General features: G+C 38.3%; 22 protein-coding genes and 2 pseudogenes. 19 read left to right on the forward strand and 5 right to left on the reverse strand.

Features of this window, described 5'->3' with window-relative positions; all coding sequences use genetic code 11:
- Nucleotides 1–28: 28 nt before the first annotated feature.
- Nucleotides 29–1228, reverse strand: a complete 1200-nt coding sequence (locus AC0L3W_RS00635) for a diguanylate cyclase (RefSeq protein WP_409439918.1) — start codon at nt 1226–1228, stop codon at nt 29–31.
- Between the two features lie 219 nt (nt 1229–1447).
- Here AC0L3W_RS00635 and AC0L3W_RS00640 point away from each other — a divergent pair, with 219 nt between their 5' ends.
- The 6 genes from AC0L3W_RS00640 to AC0L3W_RS00665 all read left to right on the forward strand — a co-directional run bounded on the left by AC0L3W_RS00640 (nt 1448) and on the right by AC0L3W_RS00665 (nt 8466).
- The gene (locus tag AC0L3W_RS00640) at nt 1448–2074 is read left to right on the forward strand and encodes an HD domain-containing protein (protein ID WP_409439917.1); all 627 of its coding nucleotides are present in this window, start codon (nt 1448–1450) and stop codon (nt 2072–2074) included.
- A 227-nt stretch (nt 2075–2301) separates the two neighbouring features.
- Nucleotides 2302–2745: a MarR family transcriptional regulator gene (locus AC0L3W_RS00645; protein ID WP_290039966.1), complete on the forward strand. Its 444-nt coding sequence runs from the start codon at nt 2302–2304 to the stop codon at nt 2743–2745.
- Nucleotides 2746–2841: 96 nt separating this feature from the next.
- The gene (locus tag AC0L3W_RS00650) at nt 2842–4023 is read left to right on the forward strand and encodes an HlyD/EmrA/EmrK family protein (protein WP_290039965.1); all 1182 of its coding nucleotides are present in this window, start codon (nt 2842–2844) and stop codon (nt 4021–4023) included.
- Between the two features lie 8 nt (nt 4024–4031).
- Nucleotides 4032–5564: a DHA2 family efflux MFS transporter permease subunit gene (locus AC0L3W_RS00655; protein ID WP_290039964.1), complete on the forward strand. Its 1533-nt coding sequence runs from the start codon at nt 4032–4034 to the stop codon at nt 5562–5564.
- Nucleotides 5565–5611: 47 nt separating this feature from the next.
- Nucleotides 5612–6199, forward strand: a complete 588-nt coding sequence (locus tag AC0L3W_RS00660) for an HD domain-containing protein (protein ID WP_290039963.1) — start codon at nt 5612–5614, stop codon at nt 6197–6199.
- 188 nt (nt 6200–6387) lie between these two features.
- Nucleotides 6388–8466 carry a S9 family peptidase gene (locus tag AC0L3W_RS00665; RefSeq protein ID WP_409439916.1) on the forward strand — a complete coding sequence of 693 codons (2079 nt, stop codon included), beginning with the start codon at nt 6388–6390 and terminating at the stop codon, nt 8464–8466.
- A gap of 112 nt (nt 8467–8578) precedes the next feature.
- On the opposite strand, the gene AC0L3W_RS00670 is transcribed toward AC0L3W_RS00665, so the two are convergent.
- Together AC0L3W_RS00670 and hisC are read right to left on the reverse strand one after the other, a co-directional pair.
- Nucleotides 8579–9355, reverse strand: a complete 777-nt coding sequence (locus AC0L3W_RS00670; RefSeq protein ID WP_290039961.1) for a transporter substrate-binding domain-containing protein — start codon at nt 9353–9355, stop codon at nt 8579–8581.
- A gap of 16 nt (nt 9356–9371) precedes the next feature.
- Nucleotides 9372–10460, reverse strand: a complete 1089-nt coding sequence (gene hisC / locus AC0L3W_RS00675) for a histidinol-phosphate transaminase (RefSeq protein ID WP_409439915.1) — start codon at nt 10458–10460, stop codon at nt 9372–9374.
- A 190-nt stretch (nt 10461–10650) separates the two neighbouring features.
- On the opposite strand from hisC, the gene AC0L3W_RS00680 reads away from it, so the two are divergent.
- A complete protein-coding gene (locus tag AC0L3W_RS00680) occupies nt 10651–11517 on the forward strand; it encodes a LysR substrate-binding domain-containing protein (protein ID WP_290039959.1) in 867 nt (288 codons plus the stop codon).
- 74 nt (nt 11518–11591) lie between these two features.
- Here the strand turns inward: AC0L3W_RS00680 and AC0L3W_RS00685 are convergent, their stop codons facing one another.
- Entirely contained in the window at nt 11592–12053 is a 462-nt protein-coding gene (locus AC0L3W_RS00685) for an RNA recognition motif domain-containing protein (protein WP_290039958.1), read from the reverse strand.
- A 567-nt stretch (nt 12054–12620) separates the two neighbouring features.
- Between AC0L3W_RS00685 and lepA the strand changes: the two genes are divergently transcribed.
- The 7 genes and pseudogenes from lepA (at nt 12621) to AC0L3W_RS00720 (ending at nt 19852) form a co-directional block, all read left to right on the forward strand.
- Nucleotides 12621–14417, forward strand: a complete 1797-nt coding sequence (gene lepA / locus AC0L3W_RS00690) for a translation elongation factor 4 (RefSeq protein ID WP_290039957.1) — start codon at nt 12621–12623, stop codon at nt 14415–14417.
- A 142-nt stretch (nt 14418–14559) separates the two neighbouring features.
- Nucleotides 14560–15480 (forward strand): signal peptidase I, encoded by a 921-nt coding sequence (gene lepB, locus AC0L3W_RS00695; RefSeq protein ID WP_409439914.1) that lies wholly within the window; start codon nt 14560–14562, stop codon nt 15478–15480.
- Complete coding sequence (rnc, locus tag AC0L3W_RS00700) at nt 15477–16163, forward strand: ribonuclease III (RefSeq protein WP_290039955.1); 687 nt, start codon at nt 15477–15479, stop codon at nt 16161–16163. The genes lepB and rnc overlap by 4 nt, the downstream gene beginning before the upstream one ends.
- A gap of 58 nt (nt 16164–16221) precedes the next feature.
- Nucleotides 16222–17124 carry a GTPase Era gene (era, locus tag AC0L3W_RS00705; RefSeq protein WP_290039954.1) on the forward strand — a complete coding sequence of 301 codons (903 nt, stop codon included), beginning with the start codon at nt 16222–16224 and terminating at the stop codon, nt 17122–17124.
- 34 nt (nt 17125–17158) lie between these two features.
- Entirely contained in the window at nt 17159–17860 is a 702-nt protein-coding gene (gene recO, locus AC0L3W_RS00710) for a DNA repair protein RecO (RefSeq protein ID WP_290039953.1), read from the forward strand.
- A 24-nt stretch (nt 17861–17884) separates the two neighbouring features.
- Nucleotides 17885–18625, forward strand: coding sequence for a pyridoxine 5'-phosphate synthase (gene pdxJ / locus AC0L3W_RS00715; RefSeq protein WP_409439913.1), 741 nt, complete (start codon nt 17885–17887; stop codon nt 18623–18625).
- Between the two features lie 196 nt (nt 18626–18821).
- Nucleotides 18822–19852 (forward strand): annotated as a pseudogene (locus AC0L3W_RS00720) (cysteine desulfurase).
- Nucleotides 19853–19908: 56 nt separating this feature from the next.
- On the opposite strand, the pseudogene AC0L3W_RS00725 reads toward AC0L3W_RS00720, so the two are convergent.
- Nucleotides 19909–20196 (reverse strand): annotated as a pseudogene (locus AC0L3W_RS00725) (cation:dicarboxylate symporter family transporter); the annotation flags it as partial.
- A 108-nt stretch (nt 20197–20304) separates the two neighbouring features.
- Here AC0L3W_RS00725 and mazG point away from each other — a divergent pair.
- The 5 genes from mazG to AC0L3W_RS00750 all read left to right on the forward strand — a co-directional run bounded on the left by mazG (nt 20305) and on the right by AC0L3W_RS00750 (nt 24628).
- On the forward strand, nt 20305–21120 hold the full coding sequence (gene mazG / locus AC0L3W_RS00730; protein WP_409439912.1) for a nucleoside triphosphate pyrophosphohydrolase: 816 nt from the start codon (nt 20305–20307) through the stop codon (nt 21118–21120).
- Between the two features lie 431 nt (nt 21121–21551).
- The gene (locus tag AC0L3W_RS00735) at nt 21552–22379 is read left to right on the forward strand and encodes a transporter substrate-binding domain-containing protein (protein WP_409439911.1); all 828 of its coding nucleotides are present in this window, start codon (nt 21552–21554) and stop codon (nt 22377–22379) included.
- A gap of 208 nt (nt 22380–22587) precedes the next feature.
- Nucleotides 22588–23259, forward strand: a complete 672-nt coding sequence (locus AC0L3W_RS00740) for an amino acid ABC transporter permease (RefSeq protein ID WP_409439910.1) — start codon at nt 22588–22590, stop codon at nt 23257–23259.
- Nucleotides 23259–23909, forward strand: coding sequence for an amino acid ABC transporter permease (locus tag AC0L3W_RS00745; RefSeq protein ID WP_409439909.1), 651 nt, complete (start codon nt 23259–23261; stop codon nt 23907–23909). Before AC0L3W_RS00740 ends, AC0L3W_RS00745 begins: the two co-directional genes overlap by 1 nt.
- Entirely contained in the window at nt 23906–24628 is a 723-nt protein-coding gene (locus AC0L3W_RS00750; protein WP_290039946.1) for an amino acid ABC transporter ATP-binding protein, read from the forward strand. Before AC0L3W_RS00745 ends, AC0L3W_RS00750 begins: the two co-directional genes overlap by 4 nt.
- Nucleotides 24629–24651: the final 23 nt, after the last annotated feature.

Here is a 24651-nt window from a genome sequence, read left to right on the forward strand (position 1 = left end):
CCAGATCTAGGCAAGCTTTCCTATAGGGTCAACTGACCACTTTATTTCTACCGTTAGATTTAGCTTCATAAAGTAATGCATCGGCATTGCTAAACCAAGTATTAAAATGTGTAGGAGAGTCATCTTCAAATGCGTAAAGCCCAATACTTGCTGTGCATTGGATAGTCTTCTGCTGATACTCGATAACCACTGATTCAATTTGTTGACGAATGCTTTCTGCAATGTTTTCTGCTTGTGTTTTAGAGACGTTATGTAACCAAATTAGGAACTCTTCACCACCAATCCTCGCCGTCCAATCACTGTCTCGAACTTCAGATTTAATGCACTTTGCAATGGTTTGGATCACTACATCACCTGCTGCATGACCATAATTATCATTCACCTTCTTAAATTTATCGATATCAAGAATCAGGATAGCACCACTTACATTTCCTTCTATATTGTTAATTTTGTTGTACATGTTTCGTCTATTCATGCAGCCGGTCATCGGGTCAGTATTCGCTAATGTTTTAAGTTGTTTAGCTAAAAGGATTTGATGTCTAATGAAGATAAAGCAATAGAGGACTGTAATTACAGTCAAAAAGATTAATATGCTAAGCAACAATGCTTCATTGCTGGCATCTTTTAATTGTTGTTGAATATTCTTCTCAACAACTTGCGCGCCCATCAAATCACCGACTTTCCATTGCTCTGAACCAGTTAACCCTAGAATCTTATTATGGCAATTTACACAAGTGCTATCTTTGGCGTAAAACGGCCATACTGAGCGTAAGATAGTTTGTCCATCTCGGATGAACAGGCTAGTCTTCATCTTTTTATCTTTATGGGTTTGTAGCGCAGTCATTTGTTCACGCATTAGGTCGTCTTTAGGCTCCAACCTCACTGCTTTTCCCGGAAAACCAACGACCTCGGAAGCTAGTGAGCCACCAAATAGAGAGTTTAAGTCTGTTAATTTTAACGCATGTGCTCTAAAAAGAGCTGGGTTAGGTAGCAGCCCACTAGCGTATTGTGCTTCAAAATCTGAATAAGCACGGACAAAGCCATGGCTTAGCTTAATGACTAAACCACCTTCATTACTGGCAGCTGAGATGATTGTTTCTCGATGCTGTTGAGAAAATAAGTAGTAGGAGGAGATCGCAGAGAGTATTGCTAATATAAAAATAATAATGCTACATAATGGCGTTAAACAATTAATACGCTTTGTGATATTCCCTTCATCTTGTTCCACATTGGTATCCTTTCAATGGTGCTTATATTTGCTTATGCGCCTGTTTATATATTAGTTTATTTAAAATAGATTAAAATTATTAATATCATTTATCTTTGATGTTCCTTATATCACCTCTTAATGGGTGTTTTTGATAGGTGGTTAATGAGAAGTTGCTTTTACTTTTAACTTTAAACACGTAACATTTTGTGTACTTTATGTTTGTCACAGAGAAATAAGATGTTTAGTCAATATCAACAACAATGCAAAGCGTTTATTGTTGAGCATATGAAAACCGATTTAGCGCATGACCTTTTACATGTGCAGCGAGTGGTGAAATTAGCCACTGAAATAGCAGAAAGTGAACATGCCGAATTAAATGTAGTATTACCAGCTGCTTGGTTACATGATTGTTTGAGTTATCCTAAAAATCATGCTTTACGTGCTTTAAGTTCATTACATGCCGCCGATAAAGCGATAGTTTTCTTACGCTCTATCAATTATCCAGATCAATATTTATTAGCTATTCATCATGCTATTGCTGCACATAGCGTAAGCGGTGGAATTAAGGCTGAAAGTATTGAAGCTAAAATAGTACAAGATGCTGATCGTTTAGATGCATTAGGAGCGATTGGGGTAGCACGTTGTATTCAAGTGAGCAGCCAATTACAACGTCCTTTATATTCAGAGTTAGATACCTTTGCCGAACAACGTTTATTAGATGATCAGCAATTCACCATTGATCACTTCTATACCAAGCTGCTTAAATTAGTTGATACCATGAATACTAAAATGGGCAAGAAAATCGCCTTACAACGAACCCAATGGATGGAAGGTTACCTTGAGCAACTTGCCTTAGAAGTTTAATCTAATTATTCATCTTACTTCCATTAAGCCAACCAATATCATCATAGTATTAGATAAGACTGACTTTTTACCTAACAGGTAATGAGTTTTTACCTTGATATATGGCTCACTCGTTTATTAAATAATCACCTCATTATAAATTGACATTTTACTTGCCTAGGCAGTAAAATATTTTTGTCAATTAATTGCCTAGGCAATTAGTTTATTTGTATTAAAGCGAGCTATAGATGTTAACTATCCAACCAAAATCTCCAGGGATCCCATTAGCTAAATTAATTGGTTTAGCACATTTACATAAAGAGCAGTTAATGAATCAGTACTTAGCACCGATTGGGCTTAGTTCTGCACAATTTAAGGTGCTAGCTGCGATTCATTTTTATGATATGAATGCGCCAGTAGATATATGCAAATATTTGAGTATCAATGGTGGTTCGATGACGCGAATGGTAGATCGCTTAGTAAAGAAAGAGCTGCTTGAAAAGCAACCGAATCCAGAAGACAAACGTGGTGTATTACTGAACTTAACAAATACCGGTGAGTCTTTACTGCAACAATGTATGGATACAATGGAAAATCAAGTGGGGCCGCTTTTGTTAGGCGATCTTTCCGTACAAGAAGTAGAGCAGTTGAGCGGGTTATTGATGCGTTTATTACCTGCAGAGTCAGTCTAAATAACGGGTTATTATCGCCAGTTCATTTGGTTTGGTAGCAAGATTCAATTTAGCTCTTCACTTTTTCATGTTTTTTAAATAATGAGCAAACACAGCATGTCAAATACACAAACAAACAGTATTAATTCAAGCAGAAGTAAACGCAAAACGTCCTTTTTAGTTCTATTTATAATATTGCTGGTAATAGGCGGTGGCTGGTTTGCTTATTATGAGCTATACGCAAAGTTTTCTGAAGAAACCGATGATGCTTATGTTAATGGAGATCTTGTTACTTTATCGCCAGAAATATCAGGCACAGTTAGCAAGGTGGTGGTTGATGAAGGTGATTATGTAGAAAAAGGCCAAGTGTTAGTGACCTTAGATAATAGCGATGCCAAGGTCGCGCTGCAGGAAGCGGAGGCAAAATTAGGCGTTGCTGTCAGACAAGTACGTAGCTTATTTGCTATGTCTGATTATACAAAGGCAAAATTAGATACGAGTAAAGTTGAATATAATCAGGCGATTAATGATTATAAACGCCGTAAAGATATTGTGAGATCGGGGGCTATTTCAGAAGAAGATCTCACTCACTATAGTGACCAAGTAGAGACGACTAAAAGCCAGTATATTGCGGCACAAGAAGAGTTTAAAATGTCGACCTCGCTGGTGGATAATACAGTGATTGAAACACATCCAGCCATTAAAGCTGCTGTAGCAGGGGTACGTAAAAGCTACTTGAGTTATATGCGCACTCAAATCATCGCGCCAATTAGTGGTTATGTGGCAAAGCGTTCGGTGCAGTTAGGTAGCCGTGTTCAACCAAGTAGTCAATTAATGGTGATTGTACCGCTACACCAAGTGTGGGTTGATGCAAACTTTAAAGAAAGCCAAATGAAAGATATGCGCCTTGGACAGCCGGTTATTTTAACCTCAGACTTGTATGGTGAAGAAGTTGAATATAAAGGTGAAATTGAAAGTTTAGGTATTGGTACTGGTAGTGCTTTTTCACTTTTACCTGCGCAAAATGCGAGTGGTAACTGGATTAAAATCGTGCAACGTTTACCTGTTAAAATTCGTTTGCAACCTGATAACCAAGAACAGTATCCACTTCGTATTGGTTTATCCATGGTGGCTAAAGTTGATATTGAAGATACCAGCGGTAAAGTACTTGAGCAGGAACCACAAGTTGAAGCACGTTTCGATACGGATGTGTATCAGAATACCTTAAAAGATGCGGACCAATTGGTGGCCAAAATTCTTCGCGAAAACATCGGTACTAGCTTAACAGAAGCTAAGTAGAGGCGGTTATGCAGGATCAGACTTATACACCACCCAGTGTTGTATTAGCGACTATTGCTTTGGCAATGGCGACCTTTATGCAAGTGTTAGATAGCACCATTGCAAATGTTGCATTGCCTACTATTGCTGGTAACCTCGGAGTTAGTTCAGAGCAAAGTACTTGGATTATTACCTCATTTGCAGTGAGTAATGCGATTGCCTTGCCTTTAACTGGTTGGCTTTCTCGTCGATTTGGACAACTCAAGTTATTTATCATCTCGGTTTCTTTATTTACTTTTACCTCTTTTTTATGTGGTATTGCCACCAGTATGCCTGAGCTGATTACCTTTCGCGCCCTACAAGGTTTTTTTGCAGGGCCTATGTTTCCAATGTGCCAAACGCTATTACTGGCGATTTTCCCCACTGTAAAACGTGGTGCTGCATTAGCTTTGATCTCCATGGTGACTGTGGTTGCCCCGATTGTTGGTCCGATAACTGGAGGATGGATCACCGATAATTACTCATGGCCTTGGATCTTCTTTATCAATATTCCCATTGGTATTTTTTGTTGTGTGATTGTGTGGCAACAGCTGAAAGGGCGTATTGACACTACGGCTAAATTGCCTATCGATTTTATCGGTATTGCATTGTTAGTGTTAGGTGTTGGCATGCTACAGGTGGTTTTGGATCTTGGTAATAATGCCGATTGGTTTGAGTCTACGCAGATTGTGATCATGACGATTATCTCAGTGATTGCATTGATCTCCTTTGTTATTTGGGAGTTAACTGAAAAGAATCCGATTGTGAATTTATACTTGTTTAAAGATCGTAATTATACCTTTGGTACGATTGCTCTCGTAGTCAGTTATGCGGCATTTTTTGCAATTAATGTTATCTTGCCTCAATGGTTACAAATCTACATGGGATATACGGCTATTTGGGCTGGTTTAGCTTCTGCACCAATGGGCATTCTACCATTGATTTTAGCCCCTTTAATTGGTAACTATGCACACAAAACAGATTTACGATTATTAGCGAGTATCTCCTTTGTAGTGATTGGTGTGTCATGCTTCTTGCGTGCACACTTTAATAGCTTTGTTGATTTTGCGTCAGTGGCAGAAGTACAACTGTTTATGGGGATTGGTATTGCCTTTATGTTTATGCCATTAACCACCATCTTTTTATCCAATTTGGATCATAAGCAAGTCGCAGATGCATCGGGATTGACTACCTTTTTACGTGTATTAGGTTCAAGTTTTGCTTCATCATTAACGACTTGGATTTGGAATCGTCGTGCCGACTTCCATCATGCTAACTTAACAGAACATGTCAGCATTTATAATCCTGGTGCTGTAGAGTATTTGGATAAAATGGGCGGAGTAACTCAAGCTAACCTTTCTGCGGTGAATACCTTAACTAATTCACAGTCTTATTTAATGTCCTTAAACGATTACTTTTATATGCTAGGTTGGTTGTTCTTTGCATTAATTGTAGTGGTGTGGTTTGCCAAAGGGCCGTTTATAAAATCATCGAAATCGCCTGAAGCAGTAGGTGGGCATTAACCTAGATAACTTATTCAATGAATAATCCTAAATACAGGAATTAAAATATGACAGATTTACAGCAACAATTAGCCTTCATTATAGAAATTGATAAATTAAAAGCAGTGTATCGTCAAACGACGGTAAAGGAAGATAATGATCGCCAGGAAAATAGCGCGGAGCATAGCTGGCATATCACTTTAGTTGCTCAGCTATTACAAGATTATGCAGAGCAACCAATCGACATTACTCGAGTGGTTAAAATGCTGTTGATTCACGATATTATTGAAATTGATGCGGGTGATCTTTTTGCCTTTGCTGAAACAAAAGATCACCAACAACAAGCGCTAAAAGAAGAACAAGCGGCACAACGATTGTTTGGTTTATTACCTGAAGCACAACACCAAGAATATAAAAGCCTATGGTTTGAGTTTGAACAGGCCGAAACCAACGACGCACAGTTTGCCAAAGGCATGGACAGGATTTTACCACTGGTGCAAAACATGAATAATCAGGGGGGCAGTTGGGCTAAACATAAGATTAGTCGGTCTCAAGTCTTAGCGCGTAATAGCTATTTAGAAAAGAGTGCGCCCAAATTGTGGCAATATGTTGTTGAGCAAACTGAACTGGCCGTAGCTAACGGTTGGCTAAAATAACCTATTACTTGTCATAAATTTTAACGTTTAATGGTTAATTCAGTGGTCATTAAACGTTACTTACTTACTTTACTTACTTCCTAACATTCCTCATAACTTCTCTTATTTGGTAGCTTTCATTCTTGGTCCGCGTTATTGTTGTTTGTCGTTTTGCTACTTCATCATGAACAGCCTAAAAGAGAGAGAATATGACCCAGAAAGTCGACCTTGTGATCCCTACTGCTGCTATTAAGCCACATGTGCATGAAACTCACGGTCATCAACGTCAAGATAATTATTTTTGGTTACGTGATGACAACCGTAAAGATCCTGCTGTATTAGCTTATTTAGAAGAAGAGAATAGTTATACAGAAAAGGTGATGGCTCCATTATCTGATCTTCAAAAAATGTTATACGATGAAATGGTAGCGAAACAAGAGCCTGAATTAGCATCCGTTCCCTATTTTAAAAAAGGCTTTTGGTATACCTCCCGTTACGACGAAGGTGAAGATTATAGTGTTTACTCTCGTCAAAAAGGTAGCCAAGATGGCGAGGAGAAGGGCGAAGAAGAGATATTTTTCGATTGTAATCAGCGCGCGGAAGGTTTTGCCTATTATCAATTAGGGGCCTTGAGTTTACCCCCTAACTCAATGTTATTGGCGTTTACCGAAGATACTGTTAGTCGTCGCCAATATACATTGCGCTTTAAAAACTTAGCGACAAATGAACTGTTCGATGAAAGTATTGAAGATGTTACCGATGTAGTATGGGCAAACGATAACCAAACATTGTTTTATGTAAAACAAGATCAACAAACTTTATTGCCTTACCAAGTTTATCGCCATAAATTAGGCGATGATCCTCGGCATGATCAATTGATTTACGAAGAGCTAGATGACACCTTCTATTTGAATTTATATAAAACACGTTCTGAAGACTACTTAGTGATTTGTGCGGACAGCACGATGACCTCGGAATGTTTAATTTTAGATGCTAATACCCCAGAGCAAGCATTCACTTGTTTCTTACCAAGACAACGAGACCATGAATACAGCGTTGATCATTTCCAAGGAAAGTTCTTCATTCGCAGTAATATCAATGGTAAAAACTTCGCATTACATACGTTAACTTGTTCGGCAGAAAGCTTTATGGTGACTGAGCCAAGTGAGTGGCAAACCTTAGTGCCAGCAAGAGAAACTGTGCTATTGGAAGGGTACGAGTTAATGGATGATTGGCTGGTGGTTGAAGAGCGGGAACTAGGCTTACCTGTATTACGCCAAATTAGTTTTAAAACAGGTGAGTCTAAAGTATTAAGCTTTAATGATCCTGTTTACACAGTGTTTAGCCATTACAATCCACAATCAAATAGCAGTAAATTTCGTTATCAATATACCTCTTTCACTACTCCATCAACTGTGTATGAATTAGATTTAGAAACAGGTGAAACGACCCTATTAAAGCAAAGCCAAGTGATGGGGGATTTTGCGAGTGAAGATTATCAAAGTGAACGAGTTTGGGTAACTGCTCGTGATGGCGTAGAAGTACCAGTATCTTTGGTCTATAAGCGTGACTTATTTAATAAGCAAAACCCGTTATTAATTTATGCTTATGGATCTTATGGGCATAGTTTAGATATCGGCTTTAGTTCGGCTAATTTAAGCTTGCTAGACCGGGGTTTTGTATATGCAGTTGCACACGTCCGTGGTGGTGAAGAATTAGGTCGAGAATGGTATGAACAAGGTAAATTACTGCAAAAGAAAAACACCTTTAACGATTTTGTAGATGTGTCTAAAGCTCTTGTTGAAAAAGGCTATGGTGCAAAAGAGAAAGTCTTTGCCATGGGAGGCAGTGCTGGCGGCTTATTAATGGGAGGAATTATTAACCAAGCCCCTGAGTTATATAAAGGGGTTGTTGCTGCAGTGCCTTTTGTTGACGTAGTATCAACTATGTTGGATGACACTATTCCACTGACTACTGGTGAGTATGATGAATGGGGGAACCCTAATGATCCAAAATATTATGAGTATATTTTAAGTTATAGCCCTTATGATCAAGTGGTTGCTCAAGATTACCCGCATATGTTGGTCACTACGGGTTTACATGACTCACAGGTGCAGTATTGGGAGCCTGCTAAATGGGTTGCTAAGTTACGTGAATTAAAAATCGATGATAACCAGCTATTATTGTATACGGATATGGAAGCTGGACACGGTGGTAAATCAGGGCGATTTAAACACTTTGAAGATATCGCAAGAGAGTTTGCTTTTTTAATTAATCTCGCTGATTAAAAAGACAAATTAAACAAGAAAGTAGTAACGTTTATTGCATGTCGATGAAGGTTAGTAAAGCTGATTATTCATCATAAATAATCAGCTGTCTATTGTATCAATTTAGTGGTTATTATTGACCGTAAATATCAAAACTAAAGTATTTTGCAGCAATTTTATCGTAGGTGCCGTTAGCACGAATCTCAGCAATCGCTTTATTAAATTGCTCTGCTAGTTTCTTATCTTGCTTACGCAGTGCTAAGGCCGTCCCTTCACCCACATAAGCTTTATCAGTAACTAGTTTGCCTTTTAGTGCAAAGTTAGCGCCTGCTTGTTTTTCTAAGAAAGCTAATACTAGTTGATCAGAGTTTGCAAAAGCGGCATCTAGACGACCATTTTCTAAATCAATATAAACCTGATCTTGCCCTGTATAACGTTTTATTTCAGCAACATCTCCATACATATCTGTTACATAATTGTCGTGAATAGTACCTACTTGTACACCAATCACTTTATCTTTTAAGCCGGCTTTATCAATACTAAAAGTTGCATCTTTTGCTGCTACAAAACTAGCTGGTGTTTGGTAATACTTGTCTGTGAATAACACGCGTTTTTTACGCTCTTCTGTAATACGCATTGACGCCATGATCACATCTGACTTTCTCGATAGCAAACCTGGAATAAGACCATCCCAAGCTAAAGTCACCCACTCACAGTTTAACGCTGCTTGTGCACATAATGCATCGGCAATTTCAATATCAAAACCAACAGGCGTGCCCGTTGCATCTTTGTAGTTAAAAGGCGGGTAAGTAAAGTCAGAGGATAGACGTACTGTTTTTGAGCTAGCCGCATGTAGTGGTGCAATCAACATGGTTGATAATAATAGTGCCGCTATTTTTAATGATTTCATGATAAGTTCCTTTTAGTTATTTTAATGTTTTAAGCGCATTTAATGTTTCAAGCATGCTCTCTTTAGAGCCAATAGTAATTCGCACGCAATCCTTTAATATCTCTTCGTGTGCCTGATTTCTTGTCACAATACCTCGTGTAATAAGATGTTGATAGGTATCAAGATGATCCTTGAAGCGGATTAACACAAAATTTGTTTCGCTGCCAAATACATGTTGTACAGAGTCCAATAACATCAGTTGTGATTTAAACCATTCTCGTATTTGAATTAATTGATTTGTTTGTTTGTGCATAATCTCTAGTCCATTAGAAGATAGTGCCTTTAATGCTATCTCAGCCGTGGGATCTGCAATCGGGTAAGGAGCAATAAGGCGGTTAATATAAGTCATGACGCTACTATCTGCGAGTAAAAAACCGCAACGAATAGCGGCTAAACCAAAAGCCTTTGAAAGTGTTCTTATAACAATAAGATGTGGATATTTATGCATTAGATGTAAGGCACTTTGCTGCGATGAAAACTCAATATAAGCTTCATCAACTACTACCAATGTGGAATCCTTGCTCGCTTCTAATAGGCTGATAATATCTGTTTCATCAATGCTATTTCCCGTCGGGTTATTAGGCGAACATAAAAACAATAATGGGCTGCTAGGTAGTTGCTTTTTAATCTGTTCAACATCTAATTGGAAGTCTGCTAATAGTGGTATTTTATAAGTATCCACAGAAAACGAATCAGAGCAGAATTCATACATACCGTAGGTTGGAGGACAAATAATTATGCTGTCTTTTCCTGGGTGACAAAAAGTACGGATAAGCAGGTCGATAGCTTCATCTGCACCGCGCACTGTGACAGCCTCACAGTTTAGTGGGCCTGAACTTTGTTGACAGTATTCAAGGTATGCTTTTGCAGTATCGTGAGGCAGGAAATCAGGATAGCGATTGTAATGGCTATTATCACCTTCACTTAAATCACCATAGTGTACCGGTCGCTCTAATTCATTAGCATTTAACCATAGGTGGCCTTGCCCACCAATGCGGCGAGCAGATTGATAGGGAATAAGCTTTTCAACTGCTCTAGGGACTAATTTTGATGCGAGAGATTGCATTAACAAACTTCCATTTAATAAATTACAAAATGAATATTTAATCTTTAACTTAGAATAAATATGCATTTTTTATGTGAGGCGATTTAAGCAAATCTAATTTGAAAGGTGAAACGAAAAATAGGTATACTAGCTATGCTAAAAATTCATAGCTAAGTGCGTTACAATTTTTCACTTTAAATACGAGATATCGATGAGTATTCGTTTACCCTCTACCACTGAGATGCAAGCTTTTATCGTTACTGCTGATCACCTCAAATTCACCCTAGCGGCGCAACGTTTAAATGTGACGCAGGGGGCTGTTAGCCGACAAATTATCTCTTTGGAGAAAAAGCTGGATATCCAATTGTTTCACCGTCATGCTCGTGGGTTAAGCCTCACTGAAAAAGGCGAGCAATTTTTACCCCTAGTAAAGCAAGTGATTAATCAGATGAAGAGTGCAGTGGCTGAGGTATCCAGCGTTAACCCTGTGGTAAGATTAAAAGCACCTAGCTGTATTAGTAACTGGCTATTACCTAAAATCATGGCTTTTCAACAGACTTTTCCGGATATCACTGTTGAGTTAACATCTTCCATTAAACATGATATTAACTTTTCTTCAGAGGCTTTTGATGCTGCTATTTGTTATTGCGAACAGGTTAGCGATAAAAGTTTAACTAGCCAATGTCTATTTGAAGAAGTGCTAACACCGGTTTGCGCGCCTTCGCTATTACCAGAGGGGATTGCTGAGCTCAGTATTGAGGAGATGCGAAAGTTTCCTTGGTTGCACTCTACCCCACAACAACATGACTGGAAGCAATGGCTTGCGTTAGCTGGGAGCGACAATTTACCGGTTAAACATCAACAGCATTTTGCCACTTTAGATTTAGCTGTGAGTGCTGCGAAACAAGGGTTTGGTATTAGTATTGGAGATGTGGTGTTAGCGTCTTCTGATGTGCAATCAGGGCAACTAATAATGCCTCACGCAGTGCAGTTACGATCAGGAAAATCCTATTATTTAGTTTATCCCCAAAAGAGTAATCATTTACCATTACAAACACTATTAACTTGGTTAGCTTGATATAAGGGTAGGCACAAAAAAACCGAGAGAAGTAGTATGCTAGTCTCGGTTTTTTATATTTCTATTGAAATAAGTTATTCAGCAGTTTCTTTACGAGGAGCACGTTCGTTGGCTTCTCTTACTTTTAATGAACGTTCTTGGAACTCTTGTTCATTTAAAGCTTCAATTGCATTGGCTGCATCGCTTTCTGGCATTTCAACAAATCCAAATCCACGGCGTTTACCGGTATGTTTGTCTTTCATTAAGCGTACTGAAATTACTTTACCATGCTCTGCAAATAACGTACGAATAGCCATTTCGTTAGCACGGTACGGTAAGTTACCAACGTAAAGTGTTGTTGTTGCAAAATCAACTTCTGCAGCGCTTTCTGGTGAAGCACTTTTCGCTGAGTTTGCAAATTGGATAAGAAAACCACTTATTACAGCACCGGCTGCAAATAAAAGGGCGCCATCTAGGCTGATTTGGAGTAAAGCAATGGCAGCTGCACCAATAATAGCAACTACAACAGAAAGCAACACTGGAGTGTTTGACTTCATAATTTAATAACCTCAAAAATAAGAAAAGAATAGAAACGTAAGCGTAAATCCATTATCTATGAAAATAGCTCATGAAGCTTTTGAGAATGGGTGGCATAATCCTTGCCATTATCAATCCATTAAAAGCAAGGTCTATTGTATGTCAAAAAACAGTAATAGCGTTAATAGATTGCTTGATCCGCTTTGATCTTGTTTAAGAAAAGTTAAAAATGTGAAGCAAGCCTCGCTGTTTGTGCTTGAAATGTGAACGCTAGGTGCTCGTTTTTTATACTTAAAGTGTTTTTTTAAGTGAATGTTAAATTTTTCTTACCGTTAAAAATAACATTAAAAAACTGCGCAAAGATCCATTTGCTTGATAGCGCTATAAAGATGGAGATTAAAACAGAAATTCGCTAGAATGCACGGCAATTAATGTACTCAAAATAGACAAATTAACAACAAACATAAAAATTTAGCATTAAAGCGACTTAAAACCTCTTTCAAAAGGGCTTAAGTCAGCTGTGATAAAGACGATTAACCTGTATCACGATGCAAAGTGTAGTCACTAATAAGGTATTTAACGTATTCATGAAAAACATTCGTAACTTTTCAATCATTGCTCACATTGACCATGGTAAGTCGACATTGTCAGACCGTTTAATCAGCACCTGTGGAGGGCTGACTGAACGTGAAATGGCAGCACAAGTAACTGATTCTATGGATATAGAGCGTGAACGTGGTATTACCATCAAAGCACAAAGCGTTACCTTGGACTATAAAGCCAAAGATGGCGAAACCTATCAGTTAAACTTCATCGATACACCGGGACACGTGGATTTCTCTTACGAAGTATCGCGTTCTTTAGCTGCTTGTGAAGGAGCTTTATTGGTTGTTGATGCCGGTCAGGGCGTTGAAGCGCAAACATTAGCAAACTGTTACACCGCCCTAGAGATGGACTTAGAAGTTGTCCCGATCTTAAATAAAATTGATTTGCCTGCTGCTGAGCCTGAGCGTGTTGCTGAAGAGATCGAAGATATCGTAGGGATCGATGCAACTGAAGCGGTACGTTGTTCTGCTAAAACAGGTGTAGGTATTGACCTTGTGTTAGAAGAGATCGTGAAAATGATCCCACCGCCAGAAGGCAACCTTGATGGACCATTGCAGGCGCTAATCATTGATTCATGGTTTGATAACTACCAAGGCGTAGTGTCATTGGTGCGTATCAAACACGGTCAAATTAAAGTCGGTGATAAAATGAAAGTAATGACCACAGGTCAAGTTCATTTAGTGACTAAAGTGGGTTACTTTACACCTAAACAAAAAGAAACAGGTATCTTAAAAGCTGGCGAAGTAGGCTATGTTATTTCTGGTATTAAAGATATTTTAGGTGCACCTGTAGGTGATACCTTAACATTAGCTGATAATCCATCACCAGAAGTGTTACCTGGATTTAAACGCGTTCAACCGCAGGTTTATGCTGGTTTATTCCCAGTAAGTTCAGATGATTATGAAAACTTCCGTGATGCGCTAGGTAAATTAAGTATTAATGATGCATCATTATTGTATGAGCCAGAAAACTCATCTGCTTTAGGCTTTGGTTTCCGTTGTGGTTTCCTTGGTTTATTACACATGGAAATCATTCAAGAGCGTTTAGAGCGTGAATATGATATTGATTTAATTACCACTGCACCAACAGTAATCTACGAAGTAGAAAAAAATGGTGGAGAAATTGAATATGTAGATAGCCCAGCTAAATTGCCACCAACTAATGATATTAATGAAATTCGTGAACCCATCGCAGAATGTAATATTCTTGTTCCACAAGACTACCTAGGCAATGTTATTACCCTATGTATTAATAAGCGTGGTGTTCAAACTAAGATGGCTTATCACGGCAATCAAGTCGCATTGACTTACGAAATCCCAATGGGTGAAGTGGTAATGGATCTGTTTGACCGATTAAAATCAACCAGTCGTGGATACGCTTCACTTGAATATAACTTTGTTCGTTATGAAGCTTCTGACATGGTACGTGTAGACGTTATGATCAATGGTGATCGTGTTGATGCATTAGCATTAATTACGCACCGTGATAATTCAGAAAGTTACGGTCGTGACTTAGTTGAAAAAATGAAAGAACTGATCCCTCGTCAAATGTTTAACATTGCAATTCAAGCAGCGATAGGTAGCAAGATTATTGCGCGTTCAACGGTTAAGCAATTGACTAAGAACGTATTAGCAAAATGTTACGGTGGTGATATCAGCCGTAAGAAAAAACTACTGAAGAAACAGAAAGAAGGTAAAAAACGTATGAAATCTGTTGGTAATGTTGATGTACCACAGGAAGCGTTTTTAGCCGTGTTACACATAGGTAAAGATAAGTAGTTTTTGATTGCTATTTAGTCAGGAAAAGTAATCATTATTTAAGGGAATGCGCTGATTAACCGATCAGCGCATTTTGTATTTTAAACGAGTCATATTAGTTAAATACATTAATTAATATGATTTACATTTATTAGGAAAAAAAATGGCAAACTCATTTGCATTAATATTAGTCATCTTAACGTTAGTAACTGGGATTATTTGGGTTATTGATAAAATAAAATGGGCAAAAAAGCGTAAGCAAGCTTATGCAGAGTTACAGGCTAAATCTGAGATTAAATTAGACGATAAAAAGCTTGCTAAAATGTATCCAGAAAACCCAATTATTGAAAATGCACGTGGCCTTTTTCCAGTCATTGCAACGGTATTTATTCTGCGTTCATTTATTTATGAACCATTTCAAATCCCATCGGGGTCGATGATGCCAACTTTATTGGTGGGTGATTTTATCTTAGTTGAGAAATTCTCATACGGCATTAAAGAGCCAGTTTGGCAGAATACACTGATTCCAACAGGTCACCCTGAACGTGGTGATGTTGCAGTATTTAAATACCCAGAAGATCAACGTGTAGACTTTATCAAACGAGTGGTTGGTTTACCTGGTGACCGTATCGTTTATAAAGATAAAGCACTCTATATAGCCCCTGCTTGTGGTGATAATAGTTGTGGTGATTACAAAAAATTAGACACGTCTTTCTTAGGCGAGCAAGACTTTAAACATGAGAGTAATACAGTTAAAGTTTATTCTGAAGTATTAGGTGATGTGGAACACCAATTATTAATTAACCCTTTACGTAGAGAGCAAGTTGAAGCTTACTATCAACAAAAAGATGTATCGACTTATACCTATGAGTGGGTTGTACCTGAGGGTAATTATTTTGTGATGGGTGATAACCGCGATAACAGCCGTGATAGCCGTTTCTGGGGATTTGTTCCTGAGCGTAATCTGGTGGGGAAAGCCGTAGCAAAATGGATTAGTTTTGAGTTTGACCGAGGCGCAGAGGACTTTTTACCAAGTTGGGTACCAAGTAATGTGCGTTTTGAGCGTATAGGTAGTATTAAATGAAGATGAAAGAACAAGAGTTAAAACGTTTAGAGAAACGTATTGGTTACCAATTCTCAGATTTTGGATTATTAAAGCAAGCATTAACGCATAGAAGTGCGTTAGGGTTGCACAATGAACGCTTAGAGTTTCTAGGTGATTCAATTTTAAGTTTCGCTATTTCAACTGACTTATATAAACGTTTCCCAAAAGTTGATGAGGGTGATTTAAGCCGCATGCGTGCAACCTTAGTGTGTGGGAAAATGCTATCAGAAGTTGGCCGTGAATTTGTATTAAGTGACTGTTTAATTCTCGGTCCTGGTGAGCTAAAAAGTGGTGGTTTCCGCCGTGACTCTATTATTGCCGATGGCGTAGAAGCTATCATTGGTGCGGTATTCTTAGATTCAGATATCGATACGGTGAATAAATTAGTATTAAGCTGGTTTGATAGCCGATTAAAAACCATTAAACCTGGTATTACGCAGAAAGATCCTAAAACACGTCTACAGGAACACCTTCAATCTCGTAAGCAAGCATTACCTGTTTACGAAGTCTTAGATGTGAAAGGCGAAGCACATAACCAACAATTTACCATGAGTTGTCAAATTGAAGGTATGCAACCTGTACAAGGGAAAGGCACTAGTCGCCGTAAGGCTGAACAACTGGCTGCACAAACTATGTTAACTGCACTGTTAGGTGATCAATAATGTTACTTCACACTGCATTCTATATTTTACTATCATTAACCTTCTTAGGAGCTAAATAATGACTCAAAAATGTGGCTTAGTAGCCATCGTCGGACGCCCTAATGTAGGTAAGTCGACGTTAATCAATGCCTTACTTGGGCAAAAAGTAAGTATTACTTCACGCAAAGCGCAAACTACTCGTCACCGTATTTTAGGGATTGATACCGATGGTGATTATCAAACTATTTTTGTTGATACACCGGGGTTACATATTGAAGAAAAGCGCGCTATTAACCGTTTAATGAACCGTGCAGCATCAAGTTCAATCAATGATGTTGAAATGGTGGTTTTTGTTGTTGAAGGTACTAACTGGAACGATGATGATGAGATGGTGCTAAAGAAACTAACACATCAAAAATGCCCAGTTATTTTGGCTGTTAATAAAATTGATAATGTCGAAGATAAAGAACTGTTACTACCGCATCTTCAACAATTAGGTGAGCGTTTTAACTTTGCTCATATCTTACCTATGTCAGCTAAATCTGGCGATAACGTAGAAAAAATTAGACAGTGGGCTAAAGATATTTTACCTGAGTCTGAATTCTATTTTCCAGATGATTACATTACTGATCGCTCTTCACGCTTTATGGCTTCAGAGATCGTTCGTGAAAAGCTGATGCGCTTTTTAGGTGACGAGTTACCTTATTCAGTAACTGTTGAGATTGAGCAGTTCAAACAGAAAGCTAATGGTGTATTACATATCAATGCGCTTATTTTGGTGGAACGAGATGGCCAAAAACGCATGGTAATTGGTAACAAAGGTGAAAAGTTAAAAGCCATTGGTAAACAAGCTCGAATCGATATGGAAGAGTTATTCGATTCAAAAGTATTCTTAGAAATCTGGGTGAAAGTGAAGTCAGGTTGGGCTGACGATGATCGTGCATTGCGCTCATTGGGTTATGGTGATGATTACAGCGGCTAATAGTCGTGAGCATGTTGCTTATAGGGGTTTTTGAATGTCTATTGAGTGTCACAATGCGTTTATATTGCATCGTCGTCCCTATGGAGAAACAAGTCAAATCGTTGACTTGTTTTGCCAAGATATAGGTAAAGTTAGTCTTATTTTCAAAGGGGGCAGAAGTAGTACACGTATGAGACGTGGCATGGCTCAACCCTTTACTTTATTGCTTGCTAGTTATTTTGGACGTGGCAGCTTAAAAACTGTTAAGTCACTCGAAGCGCAAACTCAAGTGGTTCCACTACACGGTCAACGTCTTTACATTGCCATGTATATCAACGAGCTATTATATCGTTTGTTGCAAGCTGAAACCGCCTGTGATGGTCTTTTTGAATGCTATCAACGTACCCTAATTAGTGTTGCCCGAGATGAAGACCCACAAAAGTCATTACGTTTGTTTGAACTAACTCTATTAGAGACATTAGGATACGGCGTTAATTTTGAACAAGATGTATATAGCGAAGAGTTAATTGAAGCTGGCTTTCAATATCAATACCAGCAACAACTTGGTTTTTTTGCTAAGCAGGCAATTTGTAAACCCGAACAAGTTTATGATGGCCAAGATATTATTAATCTATCGCAACGCAAGCTCGATAGTGAAGCCACGCTTAAGATGGCAAAACGCTTTTGCCGTCAAGCATTAGCTAATTTATTAGGTGACAAGCCATTACATAGCCGCAGTTTATTTGCCGCTAAGTAATACAGTACAGATAAAGGAAAGAAGATGAGCAAAATATTATTAGGTGTGAACATTGACCACGTAGCAACACTGCGTAATGCACGTGGTACTTGTTACCCTGAACCTGCACATTTAGCAGCAGTGGCTGAAACCTCTGGTGCAGATGGTATTACTATTCACCTACGTGAAGATCGTCGTCATATTCATGATCGTGATGTAGCGGTATTAGCGCAAACATTACAGACTCGCATGAATTTAGAAATGGCAGTGACTGATGAAATGGTTGAGATCGCCTTAAAAACGAAACCTGCTTTTGTTTGTTTAGTACCAGAAAAGCGCGAAGAGTTAACCACTGAAGGTGGGTTAGATGTGGTCGGTAATTACGATAAAATTGCTGATGCAGTGAGCCGTTTAAACGCAGCTAATATTCAAGTTAGTTTATTTATTGACCCTGAAGCTGCGCAAATCGATGCAGCTGTGAAAATGAAAGCCGCTTATGTGGAGCTTCATACTGGGCAGTATGCAGACGCTGAAAGTGATGCGATTCAAGAAGCTGAGTTAGCACGTGTTGCTAAAGCGGCGACTTATGGTCAACAAGCAGGCATTAAAGTGAATGCGGGTCATGGTTTGAATTACCATAATGTTAAACCGATTGCTGCTTTACCTGAAATCATCGAACTAAACATTGGGCATGCGATTGTAGCTCGTGCATTAGTAGATGGCTTTGCTGTCGCGGTAAGTGAAATGAAACGTTTAATGGTTGAAGGGCGCAATCAAAGTCTATAAATAACCCATTAACGGCAATTAAACGCGTTAATTGTATTAGCGATTAACGCGTTGTTTTATGTTATGCGGTATCACCTTGAGTTCAGATCCCTATATTGAACAACTTCGCAATCAATTCCCCATTCTAAAGCAACGAGTTAATCAACATTCTTTGGTCTATTTTGATCATGCTGCGACTACCTAAAAACCACAGTCGGTGATCGATGCTATTTGTGATTATTATCAAACTAGTAATGCCAACGTACATCGAGCGAGCCATGCCTTAAGTAATCAAGCAACAGAATTATTTGAAGCCAGTCGTTTGAAAGTACAACAGCTCCTTAATGCACAGTATTCAGAAGAAATTATTTGGACAAAAGGCACCACTGAGGGAATTAATCTATTAGCGAATATTGTGCCTTGGCAAATGATTGCTCAACGTACTGGTGCTGTATTAAAAGTAGTTCCATTAACTGCTGAGTTCACTTTAGATATTGATGCGTTTAAAGCACTTTTATCAGAGCGTACTAAAATCGTTTCAATCGCACATGTTTCTAACGCTTTAGGTATTGTTAATCCAATACAAAGCATGACCAAACTCGCACATTAGTTTGATGCGAAAGTCATCATTAATGGTGCGCAAGCTATTGCTCATCTTGAAGTTGATGTGCAAGTATTAGATTGTGACTTTTACCTATTTTCCGGCCATAAACTATTTGGTCCGACGCGCATTGGTGTGTTGTACGGGAAGAAAACGCTGCTAGAGACTTTACCTCCATGGCAAGGCGGTGGTGAAATGATTGACACGGTAAAAGTACCTTTCACCAACTCCCCTTTAAGTTTGAAGCTGGTACACCAAATATAGCAGGTGCTATTGGGTTAGGCGCTGCGTTAGACTTTATAAACAGCTTAGACCAAACGCGTTGTCTGCAACATGAACAACAACTTATCAACTATACACAACAAGCCTTACAGCAAATACCGGATATAACTGTGTTTGCTAGTGAAACGCAGAAATCTGGATCGAACAGCCTTGTTGTAAAAGGTGAGCATAATAGTGATATTGCTATGTTATTAGATGCGCAAGGAATTGCTGTGCGAAGTGGGACGCATTGCGCCATGCCCTTGATGTCGAGTTTACAATGCAATGGTACGATTAGAGCTTCGTTTTCAATATACAATACGCTTGAAGAAGCCGCTGCATTTATTACGGCATTAAAAAACGTTATTCTTATGCTACAAGAATAACGTTTTATCCCACCATCTAGCCATTAAGTATTCTTAAAATACCGGGTGGTGGGTTCTTACTGTCTATGAGTAGATTGATTTGTGACTTGTTTAGGACTTAATTTAAATGCCTTATTAATCTCTTTTTTATCACCTAACAAGCGCGACGTAATTGTCTCTGCTGTCATTGCTCTACTCACGTTCAACGCTGTTCGTGCCATATCAATTAAAGGTTCAATTGAAATAAGCAAAGCTGCTATCGTTACTGGTAAACCCATTGCCGGTAATACAATTAAAGCAGCGAAAGTCGCACCGCCACCCACGCCTGCGATACCAAATGAGCTAATCGCCATAATCACTACTAATTTATTAAACAAACTTTATGTTTTTTGCCTATTTTAGTTAAAGCTTGGTATAAATATAGTTGATATGATTACTTAATAAATTTATTTTTATCATTTTGGGGGGCTTTCATGTCAGCAAACTTAACGCAATTACTTTCTATTATGCAGCAACTTCGTACGCCAGAAACAGGCTGCCCTTGGGACCTAAAACAAACTTTTGATAGCGTTGTACCACATACTATAGAAGAAGCCTATGAAGTGGCGGATGCGATTGCCAATAAAGACTTTGATGATCTAAAAGGCGAACTAGGAGACTTACTGTTTCAAGTAGTGTTCTATGCACAAATGGCCAAAGAGCAGGGGTTATTTGAATTTGATGATATTTTAGCGGTATTAAACGAGAAATTAATTCGTCGTCATCCTCATGTTTTTGCTAACTCAGAGCTAAAAACTGATGCTGAAATTAATGCAAACTGGGAAGCTGAAAAAGAGAAAGAGCGTCAGAAAAAAGCACAATCTCAAAATAAACAAGAGAGTATTTTAGACAATATTCCTCTTGCATTACCTGCGTTAACGCGAGCTTACAAAATTCAAAAGCGCGCTGCTAGTGTTGGGTTTGATTGGGCTGAGTTAGGGCCTGTAGTCGCCAAAATCCATGAAGAAATTGATGAAGTTATGGTGGAAGTTAAGCGTACAGACCTCAATGAAACTGAACAAAAAGAACGTATTGTCGATGAGTTAGGCGATCTGTTATTTGCTAACGTTAATCTTATTCGTCATCTTAAGGCAAACCCAGAGCAAGTATTAACTCAAGCAAATAATAAGTTTTCATCTCGTTTTAAGCGTGTTGAAGCACATGTTAAATCTCTAGGAAAAGAGATGGGAGATTGCACATTGAATGAGTTAGATGCCATTTGGAATGATATTAAGCATTTGCCTAAATAGATAAAAATTGGATAAAGCAACATGGTTTTGATTAAATTTTAAACATGTTAGCTGCTTTTTATGCCTTTTTAGAATTTTATTTTAATAAATTTTTAATGACAGCTTACGGCTTTAATTTGTTCATTTATTTTCTTCCCTTTAAATTCAGGAGGAGCCTATTACCATAGGCTTCTTTGCGTGTTAACTCCTCTGTCAAAATACATTTCTATTAGTGAATAATTTACGGTATTTAATGTGTTAATTGTTGAGCAAAAGGTGTTGATGTTTTGTACAACTAAGAATCGCTGATTTATTTATGATATGTTAATAAATATGCAAATATGCATTTGGGTATTAGATTCGAACACCCAAAATACTGAACAAGTTCAATAACAGCTGTTAATTGATGTGGCAGTATAAAATTTATTGTTTGTAAAACTCACGGAGGAAGTATGAAGTTAGTTAAGAAAATCTCGATGGTTGTTGCTTCAATGGCGGCATTAGGTGCTTTATCAACAGCCAATGCAGATGCCTTAGATACGGTGATTGAGAGAGGCGCACTAAATTGTGGTGTCGTGCTTGATTTCCCACCTATGGGCTACACTGATAAAGACAACCAACCAGCAGGTTTTGATGTTGATTACTGTAATGATTTAGCAGAAGCATTAGGCGTAAAATCTAACGTTATTAATTTAACCTGGGCAGACAGAATCCCTTCTTTAATCTCTTCAAAAACCGATGTAGTTATCGGTTCGACTTCAGACACATTAGAGCGTGCTAAGTCAGTTGGTTTCACTTATCCTTACTTTGTTTTTAAATTCCAAGTGTTATCTAAAAAAGGCGTGAAAATCGATTCTTTCGATGACCTTAAAAACGTTAAAGTGGGTGCTGCGATTGGTACCACTTACGAAACAGAGTACTTTAAATATGCCGATGAAAAAGGCTGGGGAAGAGACAATTACACCTCTTTTAAATCTGAAAATGATGCATTCCTAGGATTATACCAAGGTAAAATCGATGCACTTGTTTCTACTAATACTAACATTGCCACTAAATTAGCCTCTGGCCAATTTGATGACTTTGTTGCTGGTCCTTATGTACCTAACTACGATGATGTAGTTGGTATTATTGCTAAGCGTGATGAGTTAGCTTGGATCAATTACTTAAATCTATTCTTAATCCACCAAGTGCGTGATGGTAAGTTAAACGACTTACATGTTAAACATTTCGGTTCTCCTGTATCAGAAGATATGGTGAAAGCGTTAATTGAAAATCGATAATCTTTAATATCATTGTGTAATGGTCTACTTTTATTTTAAATAAAGTAGGCCATTTGTTTTTATGGTATAGAGACCCTATGTACAGGGCAGTTTTTCACTTTCGTAATATCAAAAATTCAAACAGATCTTAATAGAACGCTTATTAGGAGATGGATAAAGTAGCGTTTGAGTCTGGCTCACTGCAGTTTGAATTATTTAAAGAGGGTATATGGATAGTTATAACTTTCATTGGAATGTGGTATTTGATGCTTTCCCGCAATTATTAGGCGGCGCATTTACCACATTACACGTCTCTGTTTTATCAATGTTAGTGGGGATCGTTGCGGCGGTTTTCTTGGCATTAGGTAAAATGTCTAACTCTAAGATTTTATCTTTTTTATCCAGTGTATGGATTGAGCTTTCAAGAAATACGCCGGCATTATTCCTCATTTATATGGCATATTTTGGCTTAGGTGCTTACGGTATCCATTTAAGCCCTTACTTATCTGTTTTTGCTGCCTTGGTCTTTGTAAATGGTGGGTACTTAGCAGAAACATTTCGTGGTGGTTTTCAATCTATCCCGCCTACACAATACAACGCGGCACGGTCTTTGGGCATGAATAGTGTGCAGGCATATCGCCACATTATCTTACCGCAAATGTTCAGACGAATTTACCACCCAATGACCAATCAATTTATCTGGTCAATTTTAATGAGTTCATTAGGAATATTAGTGGGAATGAATGATTTGTCTGGCGAAACACAGCGTTTGCAATCCAGCTCTTTTAGAACTTTAGAATTCTTTATTGTTGCCGCTGCCATGTACTACGTTATTGCCAAATTAGTGTTATTTGCCGCACATTTTGTGTCGAAGCGCGTCTTTAAAGGGGAGTTATCATAATGAACTTATTTACCCCTATATCTTGGAACGATGCAGGTTTCATTCTAACTGGTGTATTAAACACCGTTTATATCTCAGTGATTGCTATTTTCTTCGGTACTGTTCTAGGTTTAATACTGGGCTTTGCTAGAGCGGAGTCTAACAAGATAGTGAATATGTGTTTAGGTGGTGTACTCGACATTTTAAAATCAGTTCCATTAATCATTCAACTTATCTTATTCAGTACTTTTATAGGCGCAATGGGTTACCCACTTGATCCGTTTGTTGCTGGCTCGATTATTTTATCACTGTATACCATGGCCTTTATGGTTGAGGTGTTTAGAAGTGGTTTTGATAATGTTCCTCATGCCACCAAAAAAGCAGCACGTTCATTAGGTATGAGTTATTGGCAAACAGTACGACATATCAGTATTCCGATTGGTATGAGATCGGTCTTACCATCATGGATAGGCGTTGGTTTGAGTGTTATTAAAGACTCCGCGTTAGTGTCGGTGATTGGTTATATGGAGTTGTTAAGAACTGCAGAGCAGTTGATATCACGCTCACAACAGGCCGTGATGATTTTAGTCGGCGTAGGGTTATTTTATTTTTTGATCTCTTACCCATTGTCGCTTTATGGTAAATACATAGAAAGGAAAATGACAAGATGATAGAAATCAAAGGTGTTCATAAATCTTTTGGTGATTTAGAAGTATTAAAAGGCATTGACCTAGACGTTAAAAAAGGCGAAGTGGTCAGTATTATTGGTGCCAGTGGTAGTGGTAAATCAACGCTTTTATATTGTATTAATGCTATTGAAGCGATTAATGGTGGACAAATACTAGTGGATGGCGTGGATGTTCATGATAAAAATACCGATAAAAACCAACTAAGACAAAATTTAGGTATGGTATTCCAACAATGGAACTCTTTTCCACACTTAACGGTATTGGAAAATGCGGCATTAGCACCACAAGTGGTGAAAGGCTTTAGTAAAGAAAAAGCCGAAGAGATAGCAACAAAAGAGCTCACCCATGTTGGTTTAGGGGATAAGTTACATGAGTACCCAACTAAAATGTCCGGTGGCCAGCAGCAACGTTTAGCGATTGCTCGTGCGTTAGCGATGGATCCTCCCTATATGTTGTTTGATGAAGTGACTTCTGCATTAGACCCTGAACTAGTGGGGGAGGTGTTGGATACTCTCAGGTTATTACGTGATGATGGCATGACCATGATTTGTGTAACTCATGAAATCGCCTTTGCCAAAGAGGTTTCTGATAAGGTTGCCTTTTTCCATAAAGGTTTAATTGAAGAGATGGGCACACCACAACAAGTGTTAGAGAACCCACAAAAAGAGCGTACTAAGCAGTTTTTAAGTAAAGTGCTTTAATTAGTTCAACGAAAACGGCGCAA

It is taken from the genome of Psychromonas sp. KJ10-5, assembly GCF_055808325.1.

Bases quoted from the DNA above. Each gene is read 5' to 3' on its own strand.
- AC0L3W_RS00640 (WP_409439917.1), top strand. From the start codon at position 1,448: ATGTTTAGTCAATATCAACAACAATGCAAAGCGTTTATTGTTGAGCAT.
- AC0L3W_RS00645 (WP_290039966.1), top strand. From the start codon at position 2,302: ATGTTAACTATCCAACCAAAATCTCCAGGGATCCCATTAGCTAAATTA.
- AC0L3W_RS00650 (WP_290039965.1), top strand. From the start codon at position 2,842: ATGTCAAATACACAAACAAACAGTATTAATTCAAGCAGAAGTAAACGC.
- AC0L3W_RS00655 (WP_290039964.1), top strand. From the start codon at position 4,032: ATGCAGGATCAGACTTATACACCACCCAGTGTTGTATTAGCGACTATT.
- AC0L3W_RS00660 (WP_290039963.1), top strand. From the start codon at position 5,612: ATGACAGATTTACAGCAACAATTAGCCTTCATTATAGAAATTGATAAA.
- AC0L3W_RS00665 (WP_409439916.1), top strand. From the start codon at position 6,388: ATGACCCAGAAAGTCGACCTTGTGATCCCTACTGCTGCTATTAAGCCA.
- AC0L3W_RS00670 (WP_290039961.1), bottom strand. From the start codon at position 9,355: ATGAAATCATTAAAAATAGCGGCACTATTATTATCAACCATGTTGATT.
- hisC (WP_409439915.1), bottom strand. From the start codon at position 10,460: ATGCAATCTCTCGCATCAAAATTAGTCCCTAGAGCAGTTGAAAAGCTT.
- AC0L3W_RS00680 (WP_290039959.1), top strand. From the start codon at position 10,651: ATGAGTATTCGTTTACCCTCTACCACTGAGATGCAAGCTTTTATCGTT.
- AC0L3W_RS00685 (WP_290039958.1), bottom strand. From the start codon at position 12,053: ATGAAGTCAAACACTCCAGTGTTGCTTTCTGTTGTAGTTGCTATTATT.
- lepA (WP_290039957.1), top strand. From the start codon at position 12,621: ATGAAAAACATTCGTAACTTTTCAATCATTGCTCACATTGACCATGGT.
- lepB (WP_409439914.1), top strand. From the start codon at position 14,560: ATGGCAAACTCATTTGCATTAATATTAGTCATCTTAACGTTAGTAACT.
- rnc (WP_290039955.1), top strand. From the start codon at position 15,477: ATGAAGATGAAAGAACAAGAGTTAAAACGTTTAGAGAAACGTATTGGT.
- era (WP_290039954.1), top strand. From the start codon at position 16,222: ATGACTCAAAAATGTGGCTTAGTAGCCATCGTCGGACGCCCTAATGTA.
- recO (WP_290039953.1), top strand. From the start codon at position 17,159: ATGTCTATTGAGTGTCACAATGCGTTTATATTGCATCGTCGTCCCTAT.
- pdxJ (WP_409439913.1), top strand. From the start codon at position 17,885: ATGAGCAAAATATTATTAGGTGTGAACATTGACCACGTAGCAACACTG.
- mazG (WP_409439912.1), top strand. From the start codon at position 20,305: ATGTCAGCAAACTTAACGCAATTACTTTCTATTATGCAGCAACTTCGT.
- AC0L3W_RS00735 (WP_409439911.1), top strand. From the start codon at position 21,552: ATGAAGTTAGTTAAGAAAATCTCGATGGTTGTTGCTTCAATGGCGGCA.
- AC0L3W_RS00740 (WP_409439910.1), top strand. From the start codon at position 22,588: ATGGATAGTTATAACTTTCATTGGAATGTGGTATTTGATGCTTTCCCG.
- AC0L3W_RS00745 (WP_409439909.1), top strand. From the start codon at position 23,259: ATGAACTTATTTACCCCTATATCTTGGAACGATGCAGGTTTCATTCTA.
- AC0L3W_RS00750 (WP_290039946.1), top strand. From the start codon at position 23,906: ATGATAGAAATCAAAGGTGTTCATAAATCTTTTGGTGATTTAGAAGTA.